The following is a 16,729-nucleotide window of genomic DNA, read 5'->3' as shown; positions in this document are numbered from 1 at the left end:
CGCAGAAAGGGGGGCATGATGTATCCTTTCCGTGACAGGCTCCTGGCGCCGGTGCTGGCCCTTGCCGTAAGCCTTGCCCAGCCGGCCGGGGCCGAGGATGCCGGGCACCTGTCGCGCGCGCTTGCGGCGGCGGCGATGCGCGACTGGGCGACCGCCACGGCCGAGGCCGATGCCTCGGGCCCCATCGCCCGCGACCTGATCCAGTGGCAGCGGCTGCGGGCCGGGCAGGGCAGCTGGCCGGAATATCGCGATTTCGCCGCCCGCAACCGCGACTGGCCCGGCATGGCGCTGTTCTGGAAGCGCGGCGATGCGGTGCTGCGCCCGGACCTGCCGCCGGCCGAGGTGATCGCGTGGTTCGGCACCCGCCGCCCGGACACGCTGAACGGCGCGATGGCGCTGATCGCCGCCCTGCAGGCCACCGACCCGCCGGCCGCCAAGGCCGAGATCGCCCGCTTCTGGTCCGAGCAGGCGCTGACCAAGCCCGAGGCCGACGCCTTCCTGGCCGCGCATGGCGCCGAGGTTGCCGGCCTGCACGATGCGCGGCTGATGCGGCTTCTGGATCTGGGCGAATGGCAGGCGGCGCAGGTGGTGCTGCCCCTGGCCTCGGATCCCGCTGAGGCCCTGGGCCGCGCGCGGCTGGCGCTGCAATCGGGGCAGGCGGGGGTGGATGCGCTGATCCTGGCCCTGCCGGATGCGCAGCGGGGCGATGCGGGGCTGGCGCTGGACCGCTTCCGCTGGCGGGTCTGGGCCAAGATGCCGGACCTGGCGCGCGCGCTGATGCTGGAACGCTCGACCAGCGCCGAGGCGCTGCGCGATCCCGCCGCCTGGGCCGGCAAGCGCGCCGATTACGCCCGGCTGGCATTGCGGCAGGGCGACTGGGCACTGGCCGAGAGATTGGCGGCCGGGCATTTCCTGCCGCCGGGAAGCGATGCCTATTCGGACCTGGAATGGCTTGCCGGCTACGCCGCGCTGCGCGGCGGCGCGGCGGACCGGGCGCTTCGGCATTTCCGCACGCTGGAGCAGGCGGTGGCCAGCCCGATCTCGCTGTCCCGCGCGCATTACTGGCAGGGCCGGGCGCTGGAGGCCGGGGGCGACGAGGCCGGCGCCGATGCGGCCTATGCCCGCGCCGCCGGCTATCAGTCGGCCTGGTACGGGCAGCTGGCCGCGGAACGGCTGGGCCTGCCGATGCTGCCCGATCTGGCCCTTGCCGGGCGCAGCGAGGCCAGCCTGCCCGACTGGCGCGGCAGCCGCCTGCGCGAGAACCCGGTCTGGCAGGCCGGCACCTGGCTGGTCGCGGCGGGCGAGGCCGATCAGGGCGCGCGCTTCTTCCTGCACCTGGCCGAGACTGCCGCGCCCGAGGATATCGGCCGCATGGCGCGGATGATGCTGGAGATGCGGCTGCCCTGGCACGCGCTGCGGCTGGCCAAGGCCGCCGCCGCCAAGGGCGCCGTCTATCCGGCCGCCTATTTCCCGCTGACCGGGCTTGAGCAGGCCGAACTGGGCCTGCCGCCCGAGCTGGTCATGGCCATCGCCCGGCGGGAAAGCGAGTTCAACCATACCGTTTCCTCGCATGCCGGGGCACTGGGGCTGATGCAGGTCATGCCCGACACCGCGCGCTCGATGGCGCGCAGGATCGGCGAGCCCTTCGACCAGGCCCGGCTGACCCGCGACGCCGCCTATAACGCCCGGCTGGGCGCGGCCTATCTGGCGGGGCTGCGCGAACGCTTCGGCCCCTCGATCGCGCTGGTCGCGGCGGGCTACAATGCCGGGCCGGGCCGCTCGGCCCGCTGGCTGGGCGAGTTCGGCGACCTGCGCGGCGAGGTCGATCCGGTCGATTGGGTCGAGATGATCCCCTTCGACGAGACGCGCAACTACGTCATGCGCGTGGCCGAGGCGCTGCCCGTCTATCGCGCCCGTATCAAGGGCGCGCCGGTGCCGCTGGTGCCGAGCTGGGACCTGACCGGGGGCGGCATGAAGCCCGCGCCGGCGCCGCCGCCCATCCGGCTGACGGTCTCTGCCCGCCCGGTGATGCCGGCGCGCACGCTGGCCGGCTATGCCTCGGGCGGGGCGCTGGCCGAGGTGCTGGGTCCGGCGCCGGTCGAGGCGGCCAGCGCCGGCGCCGTCACGTCAGCCCGGCCCGCTCGCGCTGGCGCGAGCGCCACCAGGTGAAGAGCCCCGCGCCGACCACGATGAGCCCGCCGAGCGCGACGTTCGGCGCCAGCGTCTCGCCGAAGATCACCACGCCGAAGATGCTGACCCAGACCAGCTGGGTGTAGGAAAACGGCTGCAGGGCCGAGGCCTCGGCCAGCTCATAGGCCTTGATCAGCATGAAATGCGCCACCACCGCCGTCAGGCACAGCAGCAAAAGCCAGGGGATGTCGCGCCCGGCGATCGGTTCCCAATGCCAGATGCCGACCAGGGTGATGGCGACCGCCCCGGCGATGCCGGTCCAGAAAAAGCTGACCATGGCCGGATCGTCGCGCCCGACCATCCGGGTCAGCAACCCATAGACCGCGAACATGGCCGCGCCGACGAAGGGCAGCACCGCATCGGCGCTGAAGACGCCGCTGCCCGGCTTCAGCACGATGAGGATGCCCGCGAAGCCCACGGCGACCGCCGCCCAGCGGCGCCAGCCGACCTTTTCGCCCAGGATCGGGCCGGACAGCGCCGAGATCAGCAGCGGATAGCAGGCAAAGATCGCGTGGGTGTTGATCAGGCCCAGCCGCACGAAGGCCTCGACCGTGACCACCACCTCGGCCACCAGCAGCACGCCGCGGAAGATCTGCGTCCAGGGCCGTTTCGAGTGCAGGGCGCGTGACAGCCCGCCCGGCGCGCGGGCGCAAAGCAGGATCACGAAGGCCGCGAAGAACCAGTAGCGCAGCATGATCACGAAGATCGGCGAATAGGCTGCGCCCAGATGGCGCGAGATGCCGTCCTGCGCCGCGAAGATCAGTGCCGAGCCGCAGATCAGCAGGATCGCCGTGCCCTGCCGTTCGGCGCGGGGCGCGGCAAGCGGCGGGGGAACGGCAGGCGGACAGGCTGCCGGGGCCATCAGCGGCCCCGTCTGGCGGTTATTTGGCATGGCGGGAATCCCGGGCTTGAGACTCGCCCATGCCTTCGCGCGCCGGAAAGGTCAAGCCGGGCTCAGTCGCGTTGACGCACTATTCCTGCGAACTCGTCGAAAAGCTGCGGGTTGGCGGCGACGATCGAGCCCGATTCGACCGGGCTTTCCTCGGAACGGATCGATTCCACGAAACCGCCGGCCTCTTTCACCAGCAGGATGCCGGCGGCCACGTCCCAGGACTTGATGCCGCGTTCCCAATAGCCCTCGTAGCGGCCGGCCGCCACATAGGCCAGATCCAGCGAGGCCGCGCCCCAGCGCCGCACGCCGGCGGTCAGCGGCATCAGCCGCGACAGGTCGCGCAGCGTGGCAGGCAGGGTGCCGCGCCCGGCGAAGGGCACGCCGGTGGCGAAGATCGATTCGATCATCTGGCGGCGGCCCGAGACGCGGATGCGGCGGTCGTTCAGGAAGGCGCCGTCGCCCTTTTCGGCGGTGAACAGCTCGTCCTTGGCGGCGTCGAAGACCACGGCGGCGACGATCTCGCCCTTGTGCTCCAGCGCGATGCTGATCGCCCAATGCGGCAACCCGTGCAGGAAATTGGTGGTGCCGTCCAGCGGATCGACGATCCAGCGCCGGGTCGGGTCCTCGCCGGCCTCTTCGCCGGTTTCCTCGCCGATCCAGCCATAGTTCGGGCGGGCGGTGCGCAGTTCTTCCTTGATGATGCGCTCGGCCTCGTGGTCGGCGCGGCTGACGAAATCGCCGGCGCCCTTGACCGAGACCTGCAGGTTCTCGACCTCGCGGAAGTCCTTGACGAGGCTGCGGCCCGCCTTGCGCGCGGCCTTGATCATGATGTTGAGATTGGCGCTGGCCATGGCTTTTCCTTTTTGGGATTGCCAGCCTCTTAGGCGAAGGGCCGCGCAAAGTGAAGCCGGCGCGGCGTCTAGTGCGTTGCGATCATGGCATAGCCGGGATGAAAGGCCACCCGGACGGTGGTGATCGCGCCCAGATCGTTGAAGGTGGTGCGCTGCAGGATCAGCAGCGCGCTGCCCTGCCGGGTCTCCAGCAGCCGGGCGTCGCGGGCATTGGCGTTCTCGGCCGAAAAGGCCATGTCGGCGCGCAGCCAAGGCGCGTTGCGCACCAGCCATTCATTGGCGTTGACGCGGTGGAAGTCGATGCCGGCGACGCCGGGCGCGGCGCCGGGATTGATCCAGCGGTCCTCGACCTGGAAGGGCTTGCCGTCGCCGTAATGCACGGTGCGCAGATGGATCAGCATCCGCCCCTCGGGCAGTTCCATGCGCTGCGCGATCTCGGCCGGGATCGGGCTTTCCTTCTGCGCGATGACCCGGTGGCTGTATTCCATCCCCGCCTGCTCGATCTGCTCGCGCACGATGGGGATGGTCAGCGTGGCCTTGCGCGCCGGGTTCACCGTCACATGGGTGCCGGCCCGGCGCTTGCGGTCCAGCAGCCCCTCCTCGGCCAGCATTTGCAGGGCCTTGTTCACCGTGGCGCGGGCGACGCCGAACTCGACGGCCAGCTCGGCCTCGTCCGGGATGCGGTCGCCCTGCCGCCATTCGCGGTCCACGATGCGGCGGCGCACCTCGCTGACGATGGCTTGCGCCTTGGAGATCTGGGCGGTTTTCTCGGTCACATGCGATCCTGAACGCGGGCGATGGTCGCCAGATATTCCGACATGATGCGGTCGCGGTCCATATGCCGGCCGTCCCGCACGACATGGCGGCCCGCCGACCAGACGTCGCGGACCAGCCCGTCATGGCCGGCGAAGACCAGGCTGTCGATGAGCTGGTCGCCCTTGCGGCCGAACATCACCGGATTGTCCAGCCCGACCGCGACCAGATCGGCCCAGAGCCCCGGCCGGATCGCCCCCGTCTCGCGCCCCGCCGCCGTGGCGCCGCCGTCGAGCCCGGCTTCGTAGATCACCCGGCCGGTCGAGCGCCCCGGCTTGGCCAGGATCGCCCGGCCGCGGTCGCGCAGGCGCTGGCTGTATTCCAGCGTCCGCAGCTCCTCGACCAGCGAGATGCGGATGTTGCTGTCCGAGCCGAAGCCGTAGCGCCCGCCGGCCTCGGCCCAGATGGTGCCGTTGAAGATGCCGTCGCCCAGCGACGATTCGGTGATCGGGCACAGGCCCGCCACGGCGCCGGTGGCGGCCAGGCGGCGGGTCTCGTCCTCGGTCATATGGGTCAGGTGGATCAGGGTCCAGCGCCGGTCGGGGCTGTGGTTCTCCAGCAGCCATTCGACCGGGCGGCGGCCATAGGCGGCGCTGATCTCCTCGATCTCGGGCACCTGCTCGGCCAGGTGCATGTGCAGCGGGCGGCCGGGGCGCAGCGCGACGCAGGCCGCCAGCCCCTCGGGCGAGACGGCGCGCAGCGAATGCGGGGCGACGCCGATGCCGGAATCGGCGGGCAGGGCGCGCAGCGCCGCCTCGCAGCCTTCCAGCAGGCGCTGGAATTCCTCGGGCGTGGTGCCGAAGCGGTTCTGGCCGGGGGCGAGCGGCCGACGGTCCACGCCGCCGAACTGGTAATGCACGGGCAGCAGGGTCAGGCCGATGCCGGTGCGGCCGGCCGCGGCGGCGATGCGTTCGCCCATCTCGGCGATATTGTCGTAATGCCCAGCCCCGGGACGGTGGTGCAGATAGTGGAACTCGACATTGGTGGCATAGCCGGCCTCCAGCATCTCCATCTGCACCAGCGCGGCGATGGCTTCGACATCCTCGGGCGTCAGGTGGTCGAGGAAGCGATACATGATCTGCCGCCAGGTCCAGAAGGTGTCGCGCGGCTCGGGGCCCTTCGCCTCGGAAAGCCCGGCCATGGCGCGCTGGAAGGCGTGGCTGTGCAGGTTCGCGAGCGCCGGCAGCAGCAGGCCGGCGCGATGGCCCTGCGGCGCCGCATCCTTTTCCACGGCGGCGATTCGGCCTTGCTCGACCGTCACCCGGACATTTTCTGCCCATCCATCGGGCAACAAGGCCCGTTCCGCCCAGATAACCGTCATCCCGTCGCCCTTCTTTGCGCCAAAATAAGTTTAGACATAGAGATTAATTAAGTTTAGACATAGAACAACCGAGAAATCAATCCGGGATGCGATCCGATGCAGCTTCTCCACAACGCCCAGCTTGTTACGATGGACGAAGAATCAGGTGGTTACGGCCTGATCGAGCAGGGGGTGCTGGTGATCGAGGCCGGGCGAATCGCTTGGGTCGGCGCCGAATCGGACCTGCCTGCGCGCTATGGCGATGCGACGCGCCGCGACATGGGCGGCCGGCTGGTGACGCCGGGGCTGATCGACTGCCACACCCATATCGTCTTCGGCGGCGACCGCGCGCGCGAGTTCGAGATGCGGCTGGAAGGCGCCTCCTACGAGGAGATCGCGCGGGCCGGCGGCGGCATCCTGTCCAGCGTCCGCGCCACGCGCGAGGCGGATGAGGATGCGCTGCTGGCCGCCGCTCTGCCGCGTGTCGATACGCTGCTGGCCGAGGGCGTGACGACGCTGGAGATCAAGTCGGGCTACGGGCTGGACATCGACAGCGAGCTGAAGATGCTGCGCGTCGCCCGCCGCATCGGGCAGGTCCGCAAGGTGACGGTGCGCACCACCTGGCTGGCCGCCCATGCCCTGCCGCCGGAATACAGGGACGACCGCGAGGGATATATCCGCGAGGTGGTGGTCGCCGGCATGCAGCGCGGCCTTGCCGAGGGGCTGATCGACGCGGTGGACGGGTTCTGCGAGGGCATCGCCTTCACGCGCGAGGAAATGGCCGGCATCTTCGACCATGCGGCAAGGCTGGGCCTGCCGGTCAAGCTGCATGCCGAGCAGCTTTCCGACCTGGGCGGCGCGGCCATGGCGGCGCAGCACGGCGCGCTGTCGGCGGATCATCTGGAATATCTGGGACCGGACGGTATCGAGGCCATGGCGGCCCATGGCTCCGTGGCGGTGCTGCTGCCCGGCGCCTTCTATACCCTGCGCGAGACGCAATACCCGCCGATGGGCGGCTTGCGCGATGCCGGCGTGCCGATCGCGCTGGCCACCGATTGCAATCCCGGCACCTCGCCGCTGACCTCGCTGCTGCTGACCATGAACATGGGCGCGACGCTGTTCCGCATGACGCCCTCGGAATGCCTGGCGGGTGTCACGCGCCACGCCGCCCGGGCGCTGGGCCTTGCGGATCGCGGCCGGCTGGCGCCCGGCATGCGCGCCGACCTGGCGGTCTGGGACATCCGGCACCCGGCCGAACTGACCTATCGCATCGGCTTCAACCCCCTTCATGCCCGCATTGTCGGAGGCGAACTTGTCTGAACTGATCCTTATCCCCGGTGAAACCACGCTCGCGCAGCTTGAACAGGTCTGGCGTCAGGGCCTAGCCGTGCGGCTGGCCGACTCGGCTCGTCCCGGCATCGCCGAATCCGCCGCGCGCATCGCCGCCGCCGCCAATGGTGACGCGCCGGTCTATGGCGTGAATACCGGCTTCGGCAAGCTCGCCTCGATCAAGATCAGGGCCGAGGACACCGCCACCCTGCAACGCAACCTGATCCTGTCGCATTGCTGCGGCGTGGGCGAGCCGGTCGAGCCGGAAACCGTGCGCCTGATCATGGTGCTGAAACTCTTGTCGCTGGGCCGCGGCGCCTCGGGCGTGCGCCCCGAGGTGATCCAGCTGATCGAGGACATGCTGGCGCGCGGCGTGCTGCCGGTGATCCCGTCGCAGGGTTCGGTCGGTGCCTCGGGCGATCTGGCGCCGCTGGCGCATATGGCCGCCGCCATGCTGGGCGAGGGCCGCGCAACCTATGACGGCCGCGAGATGCCCGCCGCCGAGGCGCTGGCCGCCGCCGGCCTCGCGCCCGTGGTGCTGGCCGCGAAAGAGGGGCTGGCGCTGATCAACGGCACCCAGGTCTCGACCGCCTTCGCGCTGGCGGGGCTGTTCGAGGCTTTCGCCTCGGCCCGCGCGGCGCTGGTCACCTCGTCGCTGTCGACCGATGCGATCATGGGCTCGACCGCGCCCTTCCTGGACGAGATCCACACGCTGCGCGGCCATCGCGGCCAGATCGTCGCGGCGCGGACGATCCGCGCACTGATGGATGGGTCCGAGATCCGCGAGAGCCACCGCGAGGGCGATACCCGCGTCCAGGATCCCTATTGCATCCGCTGCCAGCCGCAGGTGACGGGCGCCTGCATCGACCTGCTCTGGCAGGCCGCCCGCACGCTGGAGATCGAATCGAACGCCGCCACCGACAACCCGCTGGTGCTGGTCGGGGCCGACCGCATCGTCTCGGGCGGCAACTTCCATGCCGAGCCGGTGGCCTTCGCCGCCGACCAGATCGCGCTGGCCATTGCCGAGATCGGCGCCATTTCCCAGCGCCGCATTGCGCTGATGGTCGATCCGGCGCTGAGCCACGACCTGCCGCCCTTCCTGACCCCCGATCCGGGGCTGAACTCGGGCCTGATGATCGCGGAAGTGACCTCGGCGGCGCTGATGAGCGAGAACAAGCACCTGGCGACGCCGTGCAGCACCGACTCGACGCCGACCTCGGCGAATCAGGAGGATCACGTCAGCATGGCCGCGCATGGCGCCCGGCGGCTGAAGCGCATGAATGCGAACCTCGCGCAGATCCTGGGCATCGAGGCGCTTTGCGCCAGCGCCGGCGTCGAGTTCCGCGCGCCGCTGGCGACCTCGGCGCCCTTGCAGGCGGTGATCGCCGCGCTGCGCCAGACGGTGCCGGCGCTGGAGCAGGACCGCTATCTTGCCCCCGACCTGGCCGAATCCGCCCGGCTGGTGCGCGAGGGCGTGCTGGTCGGCGCCGTTCCCGGCCACCTGCTGGACGAGGTGCGGCCGTGACCCCCGTCGAAGTCACGCAGGGCGACAGCCCGGTCATCCTCGGCCTGCCGCATACCGGGACCTGGCTGCCCGATGGGATGCGCGCCCGGCTGAACCCGCGCGGGCAGGTGCTGGCCGATACCGACTGGCATATCCATCGGCTCTATGACGGGCTTCTGCCCGGCGCGACAACGGTGCGGGCGACCTTTCACCGCTATGTCATCGACGCCAATCGCGGGCCGGACGATGCGAGCCTCTATCCCGGGCAGAACACCACCGGCCTTGTGCCGCTGACCGATTTCGACGGCGAACCGATCTGGGAGGTGGAGCCGACCGCCGAGGAGATCGCCACCCGCAAAGCGCAGTTCCACGCCCCCTATCACGCGGCGCTGGCCGCCGAGATCGAGCGGGTGCGGGCGCGTCACGGCGTGGCGATCCTTTATGACTGCCACTCGATCCGCTCGGTGATCCCCTTCCTGTTTCAGGGCGTGCTGCCGGATTTCAACATCGGCACCAACAGCGGCGCCGCTTGCGACAAGCGCATCGAGGCCGCGACGTTCGAGCTTTGCGCCGCAAGCGGCCGCAGCCATGTGCTGAACGGCCGCTTCAAGGGCGGCTGGACGACGCGGCATTACGGCCAGCCGGGGCAGGGTGTGCATGCCATCCAGATGGAACTGGCGCAGGCGACGCATCTGGCGACCGAGGCCCCGCCCTTCGCCTATGACGAGCAGAAGGCCGAGGCGCTGCGGGTGACGCTGAAGGCGATCCTTGAACGCCTCGCCGCGCTGGCGCCGGAGTTGCGCGCATGAAGCCGCTGCAAGGCATCAAGGTGCTGGACCTGTCCCGCGTGCTGGCGGGGCCCTATTGCACCGCGCTTCTGGCCGATCTGGGTGCCGAAATCATCAAGCTGGAGCCTCCCGCCGGCGACGACTATCGCCATATCGGCCCGTTCAAGGACGGCGAAAGCGCGCTCTTCACGCTGAACAACCGCGGCAAGCAGAGCCTTGTCCTAGACCTGAAGGACCCCGCCGACCTGGCGCTGGCGCGCGAAATCGCGGCGCAGGTCGACGTGGTGGTGGAGAACTTCCGCCCCGGCGTCGCGGCCCGGCTGGGCCTTGGGGCCGAGGCGCTGCGGGCGGCGAATCCGCGGCTGGTCTATTGCTCGATCTCGGGCTTCGGCCAGGACGGGCCGTTCCGCGACCTGCCGGCCTATGACCTGGTGGTGCAGGCCATGTCCGGGCTGATGGCCGGCACCGGCGAGGAAGGCGGCGCGCCGCTGAAGACCGGCGAAAGCGTCGCCGACCTGATCGCCGGCCTGTTCGGAAGCTGGGCGATCATGGCGGCGCTGGTCAATCGCAACGCCACGGGGCAGGGCGCCACGCTGGATGTCGCCATGTATGACGCGCTGTTTTCGATGCTGACCACCAGCCACGCGCTGCATTTCTATGCCGGGGCGCTGCCGCAGCGGGTGGGCAACCGCCATCCCCTGTCCACCCCCTTCGGCTGTTTTGCGACGCAAGACGGGCAGGTGGTGATCGCGGTGCTGAACGGCAAGCAATTCGCCGCGCTGGCCGCGCTGATCGGCGCGCCGGATGCCGCGGACGATCCGCGCTTTGCCAGCGACGAAAGCCGCACCGCGCATGAGCCCGAGCTCAAGCGCCTGATCGAAAGCTGGTCGCGCGAGCGCACGACCGAGGAAGCCGTCGCGGCTCTGGCCGGCGTCGGCCTGCCCGCCGCGCCGATCTGGGACATCGCCCAGGCTGCGGGCAACGAGCATGCGCAGACGCGCGGGCTGGTCAGCCGCCTGCCGCATCCGGTGCTGGGACTGGCGCCGACCGTCGGCCAGCCGGTGCGCTTCGATGCAGAGAAACCCGTGGCCGAGACCTCGGCCCCGCGCCTTGGCGGCGACCGCGCCGCCATCCTGCGCACATTCGGATTGGAGGAGACCGCATGAGCGACGACTGGCCCATGCTGGCCGAGGAGGAGCGGCTGTTCTGCGACGTGCTGGAGCGCATCTGCGCCGAGCGGATCGCGCCGAAAGCCGCCGAGACCGACGAGACCTCGGCCTTTGTCCACGAGCAACTTGCCGTTCTGGGCGAGGCCGGGATGATGGGCGCGAACCTGCCCGAGGAATATGGCGGCAGCGGCATCTCGGCCCCGGCGCTGCTGCGCGCCGTCGCCATCGTGGCGGGGGCCTGCGGGTCCACGGCCTCGGCGATGACGGCGCATTACCTGGCGACCGACTCGATCCTGATCGGCGGAACCGAGGCGCAAAAGCAGGAATGGCTGCCGAAAGCCGCCGCCGGCGAGGCGTTGGGGGCATTCGCCCTGACCGAGCCGACCGCCGGCTCGGACCCCGCCGACATGAAGACCCGCGCCCGCCGCACGGAAACCGGCTGGCACCTGAAGGGCACGAAATGCTTCATCTCGAACGGCGGCGTGGCGGATTTCATCGTCGTCTATGCGGTGACCGATCCCGAGAAGGGCCATCGCGGCATCTCGGCCTTCATCCTGCCGAAAGGCACGCCGGGGCTGGATCCGGGCGCACCGGAAAAGACCATGGGGCTGAAGGGCGGGCATGTGTTCACCCTGAACCTCGACTGCCAGCTGCCCGAGGATGCCCTGCTGGGCGAAGAGGGTAGAGGCTTTCGCACCGCCATGCAGGTGCTGGACAACGGCCGCATCGAGGTCGCGGCGCAATGCCTGGGGCTGGCGAAAGCGGCGATGGACGCCGCCATCGCCTATGCCAAGGACCGCGTCATCGGCGGCGAGCGGCTGACCGACCGGCAGGGCATCCGCTGGATGATCGCCGACATGGGCGTCGCTTTTCGTCAGGCGCTGCTCTTGTCGCAGGATGCCGCGCGCCAGCGCCAGCAGGCCCATGACCACGGCGGGCGCTTCTCGCTGGCGTCGAGCATGGCGAAACTGGCCGCCAGCGAGGCGGCGGGCAAGATCGCCGACACCGCGCTGCAATTGTATGGCGGCTATGGCTATACCCGCGACTTTCCCATCGAGAGGATCAACCGCGATCTGCGCATCATGCGGATCTATGAAGGTTCGTCCGAAATCCAACGCATCATCATTTCCGGCAACATGCTGGCCTGAACGGAGACCGAGATGGACAACCCCCAGACCAATCCGCGTCACAATACCCGCGACATCTTCCCGCCCACCGGCACCGAGATCACCGCAAAAAGCTGGCTGACCGAGGCGCCGATGCGGATGCTGATGAACAACCTGCATCCCGACGTGGCCGAGAACCCGCATGAGCTGGTGGTCTATGGCGGCATCGGCCGCGCCGCCCGCACCTGGAAGGATTTCGACCTGATCGTCGACAGCCTCAAGAAGCTGGAGACCGACGAGACCCTGCTGGTGCAATCCGGCAAGCCGGTCGGCGTGTTCAAGACCCACAAGGACGCGCCGCGGGTGCTGATCGCCAACTCGAACCTGGTGCCGCATTGGGCGAACTGGGACCATTTCAACGAGCTGGATAAGAAGGGCCTGGCGATGTACGGCCAGATGACCGCCGGCTCGTGGATCTATATCGGCAGCCAGGGCATCGTGCAGGGCACCTACGAGACCTTCGTCGAGGCCGGGCGCCAGCATTACGGCGGCAACCTGAAGGGCAAGTGGATCCTGACCGCCGGGCTTGGCGGCATGGGCGGCGCCCAGCCTCTGGCCGCGGTCATGGCCGGCGCCTGCTGTCTGGCGGTGGAATGCGACGAGACCCGCGCCGATTTCCGCCTGCGCACCCGCTATGTCGACGAAAAGACCCACAGCCTCGACGAGGCGCTGGAGATGATCGACCGCTGGACCAAGGCCGGCGAGGCGAAATCCGTGGCGCTGATCGGCAATGCCGCCGAGGTGTTCCCGGAACTGGTCAGGCGTGGCGTGCGTCCCGACATCGTGACCGACCAGACCTCGGCCCACGACCCGGTGCATGGCTATCTGCCGCAGGGCTGGACCGTCGCCGAATGGCGCGTCCGGCAGGAGACCGATCCCAAGGCGGTGGCCGCCGCCGCCCGCAAGTCGATGCGCAAGCAGGTCGAGGCCATGGTGGCCTTCCATGATGCAGGCATCCCGACCGTCGACTACGGCAACAACATCCGCCAGATGGCGCTGGAAGAGGGCTTCGAGCGCGCCTTCGCCTTCCCCGGTTTCGTGCCGGCCTATATCCGGCCGCTGTTCTGCAAGGGCATCGGTCCGTTCCGCTGGGCGGCGCTGTCGGGCGATCCCGAGGACATCTACAAGACCGACCAAAAGGTCAAGGAACTGGTGGACGATCCGCATCTGCACAACTGGCTGGACATGGCGCGCGAGCGCATCAGCTTTCAGGGCCTGCCGGCGCGGATCTGCTGGGTCGGCCTTGGCATCCGCCACAAGCTGGGCCTCGCCTTCAACGAGATGGTGCGCAACGGCGAGCTGAAGGCGCCCATCGTCATCGGCCGCGACCATCTCGACTCGGGCTCGGTCGCCTCGCCCAACCGCGAGACCGAGGCGATGCAGGACGGCTCGGACGCGGTGTCCGACTGGCCGCTGCTGAACGCGCTGCTGAATACCGCCTCGGGCGCGACCTGGGTGTCGCTGCACCATGGCGGCGGCGTCGGCATGGGCTTTTCGCAGCATTCCGGCATGGTGATCTGCTGCGACGGCAGCGAGGATGCCGATGCGCGGCTGGCGCGCGTGCTGTGGAACGACCCGGCCACCGGCGTCATGCGGCACGCGGACGCGGGCTATCAGATCGCGCTGGACTGCGCGCGGGAGCACGGGTTGAATCTGCCCGCCATTCTCTGATCCATAGGCGCGGCGTCGCAACGCACCGGGGCCGCGCCCCTCACCGTCCAACTAGGAGACAGACATGACCTTCCACACCAGCATCAAGGCTGCCCTGTTCGGCCTGACCGCGCTTGCGCTCGGCACTGCCGCGCAGGCCGACCAGCTTGCCGACATCAAGGCCGCCGGCAAGATCGTCACCGCCACCGACATGCACTATGCCCCCTTCGACATGCTGAACAACGGCACCTATGAGGGCATGACCAAGGACCTGTTCGACGAGGTTTCCAAGGAAATCGGCGTCGAGCCGGTCTATCAGGACATCCCCTGGACCGCCGAGCTGCCGGGCCTCGAAGTCAAGAAATTCGACATCGTCATCGCGCCCGTCACCATCACGCCCGAGCGGCTGGAGCGTTACACCTTCACCCTGCCGATCGCCGATGCCACCGTCTCGCTGGTCAAGGCCGCCTCGAACACCGAGCTGACCAAGCCCGAGGACATCAAGGGCAAGACCGTCGGCGTCCAGCAGGGCACCGCGCAGTTCCGCCAGCTGCAAGCCTATGGCGAAAGCCTGGGCGGCGTGAACGTCAAGGAATACGGCACCACGGACGAAGCCTATGCCGACCTGGCCGCCGGCCGTCTGGACGCGGTGGCGGGCTCGCTGCCGAACCTGACCTATCTGGTGAAGAACCGCCCCGAGACCTTCGCGCTGTTCGAGCCGGCACAGTTCGGCCAGCCGACCTATTTCGCCTGGGTGCTGCGCAAGGAGGAAGCCAGCGAAAGCTTTGCCCAGGCCATCAACGATGCGCTGCTGAAGATGACCGATGACGGCCGGGTCAAGGCGATCCAGGAGAAATGGCTGGGCAGCTATACCGAACTGCCCCGCGAAGTCCCGACCAACTAAGCCGCTGGCGGGCGGGGGATGCCCCGCCCGTTCCCCAAGGGCCAAGGCGAGGCGCGCATGTTCTCCATCCCGGTCTTTCTTCAAAGTTTCGAACCGCTGTTCTGGGCGGCGCGCTATACGCTGCTGATCTCGGGCCTTGGCATCGCGCTGGGGCTGGTGATCGGCACGCTGATCTGTGCGGCGCGGCTGTCGCCCTATGCGGCCCTGCGCAACTTCGCCGCCATCTGGGTCAGCTTCCTGCGCGGCGTGCCGCTGCTGGTCCAGCTGCTGGTGTTCTACTACACGCTGCCGGTGATCGGCATCGACGTGCCCGCCATCTTCGCGGCGGTCGTCACCGTCGGCATCTGCGCCAGCGCCTATATCTCGGAGATCTGGCGCGGCGCCATCGCGGCGCTGCCCAGGGGCCAGACCGAGGCCGCCGTCGCCATCGGCATGACCCCGCGCGATGTCTGGACCCGGGTGATCCTGCCCCAGGCCTTCACCATGTCGCTGCCGGCGCTGGTCAACGAGCTGATCCTGCTGGTCAAGGCCAGCTCGCTGGTCTCGGTCGTCGGCATCCTGGAACTGACCCGCGCCAGCCAGGCCCAGGCCGCGACCACCTTCCGCCCGCTCGAGGTCTATATCGCCGCCGCCTGCATCTATCTGGCGATCAACCTCTGCCTTGCGGCGCTGGGACGTTACCTTGAACACAGGACGGCCGTCTGATGGAATGGAGCATCCTTGAACAATACGGTCCCGCCCTGCTGAGGGGCTTTGGCGTCACCGTGCTGTGCTGGGTCCTCGGCACCATCTTCGGCATGGCGCTGGGGCTGGTGATCGCGCTCATGCAACGCTACGGGCCGCGCTGGCTGGGCTGGATCATCCAGGCCTATATCGAGGTGATCCGCGGCACGCCCTTCCTGGTGCAGCTTTTCGTGCTGTATTACGGCGGCCCGCTGATCGGGCTGCGGCTGGACGCGCTGCCGGCGGGCCTGCTGGGCCTGACCCTCTATGGCAGCCCCTATTTCGCCGAGATCTTCCGCTCGGGCTTCCGCGCCGTGCCGCATGGCCAGATCGAGGCCGCCCGCGCCATCGGCATGGCCGAGCCGGCCATCGTGCGCCGCATCCTGCTGCCGCTGGGCCTGGTCTCGTCGCTGCCGGCGCTGGTCAATTTCTCGATCATCCTGACCAAGGAGACGGTGATCCTGTCGATCATCACCGTGCCCGAGCTGATGTATCAGGTCAGCCGCATGTCCACCGAGACCTTCCGCTATCTGGAGGCGAACCTGGTGCTGGCGCTGTTCTTCTGGGCGCTGGTCGAGACCATCTCGCGCATCGGCCGCCGGCTTGAGACGCGCATCACCAAACACCTGATCGAAAGGACCTGAGCCGATGCAGGCATCCGCCGTCGAGATCCGCAAGGTCAACAAGTATTACGGTCCCTTCCACGCGCTGAAGGACGTGGACCTGTCCATCCCGCCGGGCAAGGTGACCTGCCTGATCGGGCCCTCGGGCTCGGGCAAGTCCACGCTGCTGCGCTGCATCAACTTCCTCGAGGAATACGACTCGGGCGAGATCCGCATCGACGGCCAGCTGATCGGCTACGAGGCGCCGGGCCGCAAGATGGCGGGGCGCAAGCTGCGCGAGATGCGCCGCGCCATCGGCATGGTGTTCCAGCAGTTCAACCTGTGGCCGCACATGACCGCCAAGGAGAACGTGGCCGAGGGGCTGGTCCGGGTGCGCGGCCTGCCGAAAGCCGAGGCGGAAAAGCGCGCCGCCGAGGCGCTGGCCAAGGTCGGGCTGGCCGACAAGATGGGCAACCACCCCTCGCGTCTGTCGGGCGGCCAGCAGCAGCGCGTCGCCATCGCCCGCGCCATCGCCATGGAGCCGCGGCTGATGCTGTTCGACGAGCCGACCTCGGCGCTCGATCCCGAGCTGGTGGGCGAGGTGCTGAACGTGATGAAGGCGCTGGCGAATGAGGGGATGACCATGGTGGTGGTCACGCATGAGATGGGCTTCGCCGCCCATGTCGCCGACCAGGTCGGCTTCATGGAAAAGGGCGAGCTGGTGGCGGTGGACAGTCCGCAGGCCATCTTCCACGCGCCGAAGGACCAGCGCATCCAGAATTTCCTGCGCACCTATCACGAGCGCAACAGCTTCTGATGGCGGGCGGGGGCTCTGCCCCCGTCGCGTT

Annotated in this window: 15 protein-coding genes; 11 read left to right on the top strand and 4 right to left on the bottom strand. The window is 69.0% G+C overall.

Annotated features, from left to right (window positions below; all coding sequences use genetic code 11):
- The first annotated feature begins 18 nt into the window (after positions 1 to 18).
- Positions 19 to 2,169 carry a transglycosylase SLT domain-containing protein gene (locus PARJ55_RS0116900; protein ID WP_036698895.1) on the top strand — a complete coding sequence of 717 codons (2,151 nt, stop codon included), beginning with the start codon at positions 19 to 21 and terminating at the stop codon, positions 2,167 to 2,169.
- Here PARJ55_RS0116900 and PARJ55_RS0116895 read toward each other — a convergent pair.
- The 4 genes from PARJ55_RS0116895 to PARJ55_RS0116880 all read right to left on the bottom strand — a co-directional run bounded on the left by PARJ55_RS0116895 (position 2,123) and on the right by PARJ55_RS0116880 (position 6,067).
- Complete coding sequence (locus PARJ55_RS0116895; protein WP_028714097.1) at positions 2,123 to 3,082, bottom strand: DMT family transporter; 960 nt, start codon at positions 3,080 to 3,082, stop codon at positions 2,123 to 2,125. The two genes, PARJ55_RS0116900 and PARJ55_RS0116895, sit on opposite strands and share 47 nt — an antisense overlap.
- Before the next feature lie 62 nt (positions 3,083 to 3,144).
- Positions 3,145 to 3,933, bottom strand: coding sequence for an inositol monophosphatase family protein (locus tag PARJ55_RS0116890; RefSeq protein ID WP_028714096.1), 789 nt, complete (start codon positions 3,931 to 3,933; stop codon positions 3,145 to 3,147).
- A 68-nt stretch (positions 3,934 to 4,001) separates the two neighbouring features.
- A complete protein-coding gene (locus tag PARJ55_RS0116885) occupies positions 4,002 to 4,709 on the bottom strand; it encodes a GntR family transcriptional regulator (RefSeq protein WP_028714095.1) in 708 nt (235 codons plus the stop codon).
- On the bottom strand, positions 4,706 to 6,067 hold the full coding sequence (locus PARJ55_RS0116880; protein ID WP_028714094.1) for a formimidoylglutamate deiminase: 1,362 nt from the start codon (positions 6,065 to 6,067) through the stop codon (positions 4,706 to 4,708). Before PARJ55_RS0116880 ends, PARJ55_RS0116885 begins: the two co-directional genes overlap by 4 nt.
- Before the next feature lie 96 nt (positions 6,068 to 6,163).
- Here PARJ55_RS0116880 and hutI point away from each other — a divergent pair, with 96 nt between their 5' ends.
- The 10 genes from hutI to PARJ55_RS0116830 all read left to right on the top strand — a co-directional run bounded on the left by hutI (position 6,164) and on the right by PARJ55_RS0116830 (position 16,698).
- Complete coding sequence (gene hutI / locus PARJ55_RS0116875) at positions 6,164 to 7,366, top strand: imidazolonepropionase (RefSeq protein WP_028714093.1); 1,203 nt, start codon at positions 6,164 to 6,166, stop codon at positions 7,364 to 7,366.
- Entirely contained in the window at positions 7,359 to 8,900 is a 1,542-nt protein-coding gene (gene hutH, locus PARJ55_RS0116870) for a histidine ammonia-lyase (protein ID WP_028714092.1), read from the top strand. The genes hutI and hutH overlap by 8 nt, the downstream gene beginning before the upstream one ends.
- Entirely contained in the window at positions 8,897 to 9,688 is a 792-nt protein-coding gene (gene hutG, locus PARJ55_RS0116865) for an N-formylglutamate deformylase (protein WP_028714091.1), read from the top strand. Before hutH ends, hutG begins: the two co-directional genes overlap by 4 nt.
- Entirely contained in the window at positions 9,685 to 10,833 is a 1,149-nt protein-coding gene (locus PARJ55_RS0116860) for a CaiB/BaiF CoA-transferase family protein (RefSeq protein ID WP_028714090.1), read from the top strand. The genes hutG and PARJ55_RS0116860 overlap by 4 nt, the downstream gene beginning before the upstream one ends.
- Positions 10,830 to 11,984, top strand: coding sequence for an acyl-CoA dehydrogenase family protein (locus PARJ55_RS0116855; RefSeq protein ID WP_028714089.1), 1,155 nt, complete (start codon positions 10,830 to 10,832; stop codon positions 11,982 to 11,984). The genes PARJ55_RS0116860 and PARJ55_RS0116855 overlap by 4 nt, the downstream gene beginning before the upstream one ends.
- A gap of 12 nt (positions 11,985 to 11,996) precedes the next feature.
- Complete coding sequence (gene hutU / locus PARJ55_RS0116850) at positions 11,997 to 13,673, top strand: urocanate hydratase (RefSeq protein WP_028714088.1); 1,677 nt, start codon at positions 11,997 to 11,999, stop codon at positions 13,671 to 13,673.
- Between the two features lie 64 nt (positions 13,674 to 13,737).
- Positions 13,738 to 14,556 (top strand): transporter substrate-binding domain-containing protein, encoded by an 819-nt coding sequence (locus PARJ55_RS0116845; protein WP_028714087.1) that lies wholly within the window; start codon positions 13,738 to 13,740, stop codon positions 14,554 to 14,556.
- 57 nt (positions 14,557 to 14,613) lie between these two features.
- Positions 14,614 to 15,261: an amino acid ABC transporter permease gene (locus PARJ55_RS0116840; protein WP_028714086.1), complete on the top strand. Its 648-nt coding sequence runs from the start codon at positions 14,614 to 14,616 to the stop codon at positions 15,259 to 15,261.
- Positions 15,261 to 15,923, top strand: a complete 663-nt coding sequence (locus tag PARJ55_RS0116835; RefSeq protein WP_028714085.1) for an amino acid ABC transporter permease — start codon at positions 15,261 to 15,263, stop codon at positions 15,921 to 15,923. Before PARJ55_RS0116840 ends, PARJ55_RS0116835 begins: the two co-directional genes overlap by 1 nt.
- A gap of 4 nt (positions 15,924 to 15,927) precedes the next feature.
- The gene (locus PARJ55_RS0116830) at positions 15,928 to 16,698 is read left to right on the top strand and encodes an amino acid ABC transporter ATP-binding protein (RefSeq protein ID WP_028714084.1); all 771 of its coding nucleotides are present in this window, start codon (positions 15,928 to 15,930) and stop codon (positions 16,696 to 16,698) included.
- Positions 16,699 to 16,729: the final 31 nt, after the last annotated feature.

Source organism: Paracoccus sp. J55 (assembly GCF_000513975.1).
Classification (GTDB): domain Bacteria; phylum Pseudomonadota; class Alphaproteobacteria; order Rhodobacterales; family Rhodobacteraceae; genus Paracoccus.
Note: the sequence above shows the minus strand (reverse complement) of the source record. Positions and strands in the feature narration are given on the sequence as shown.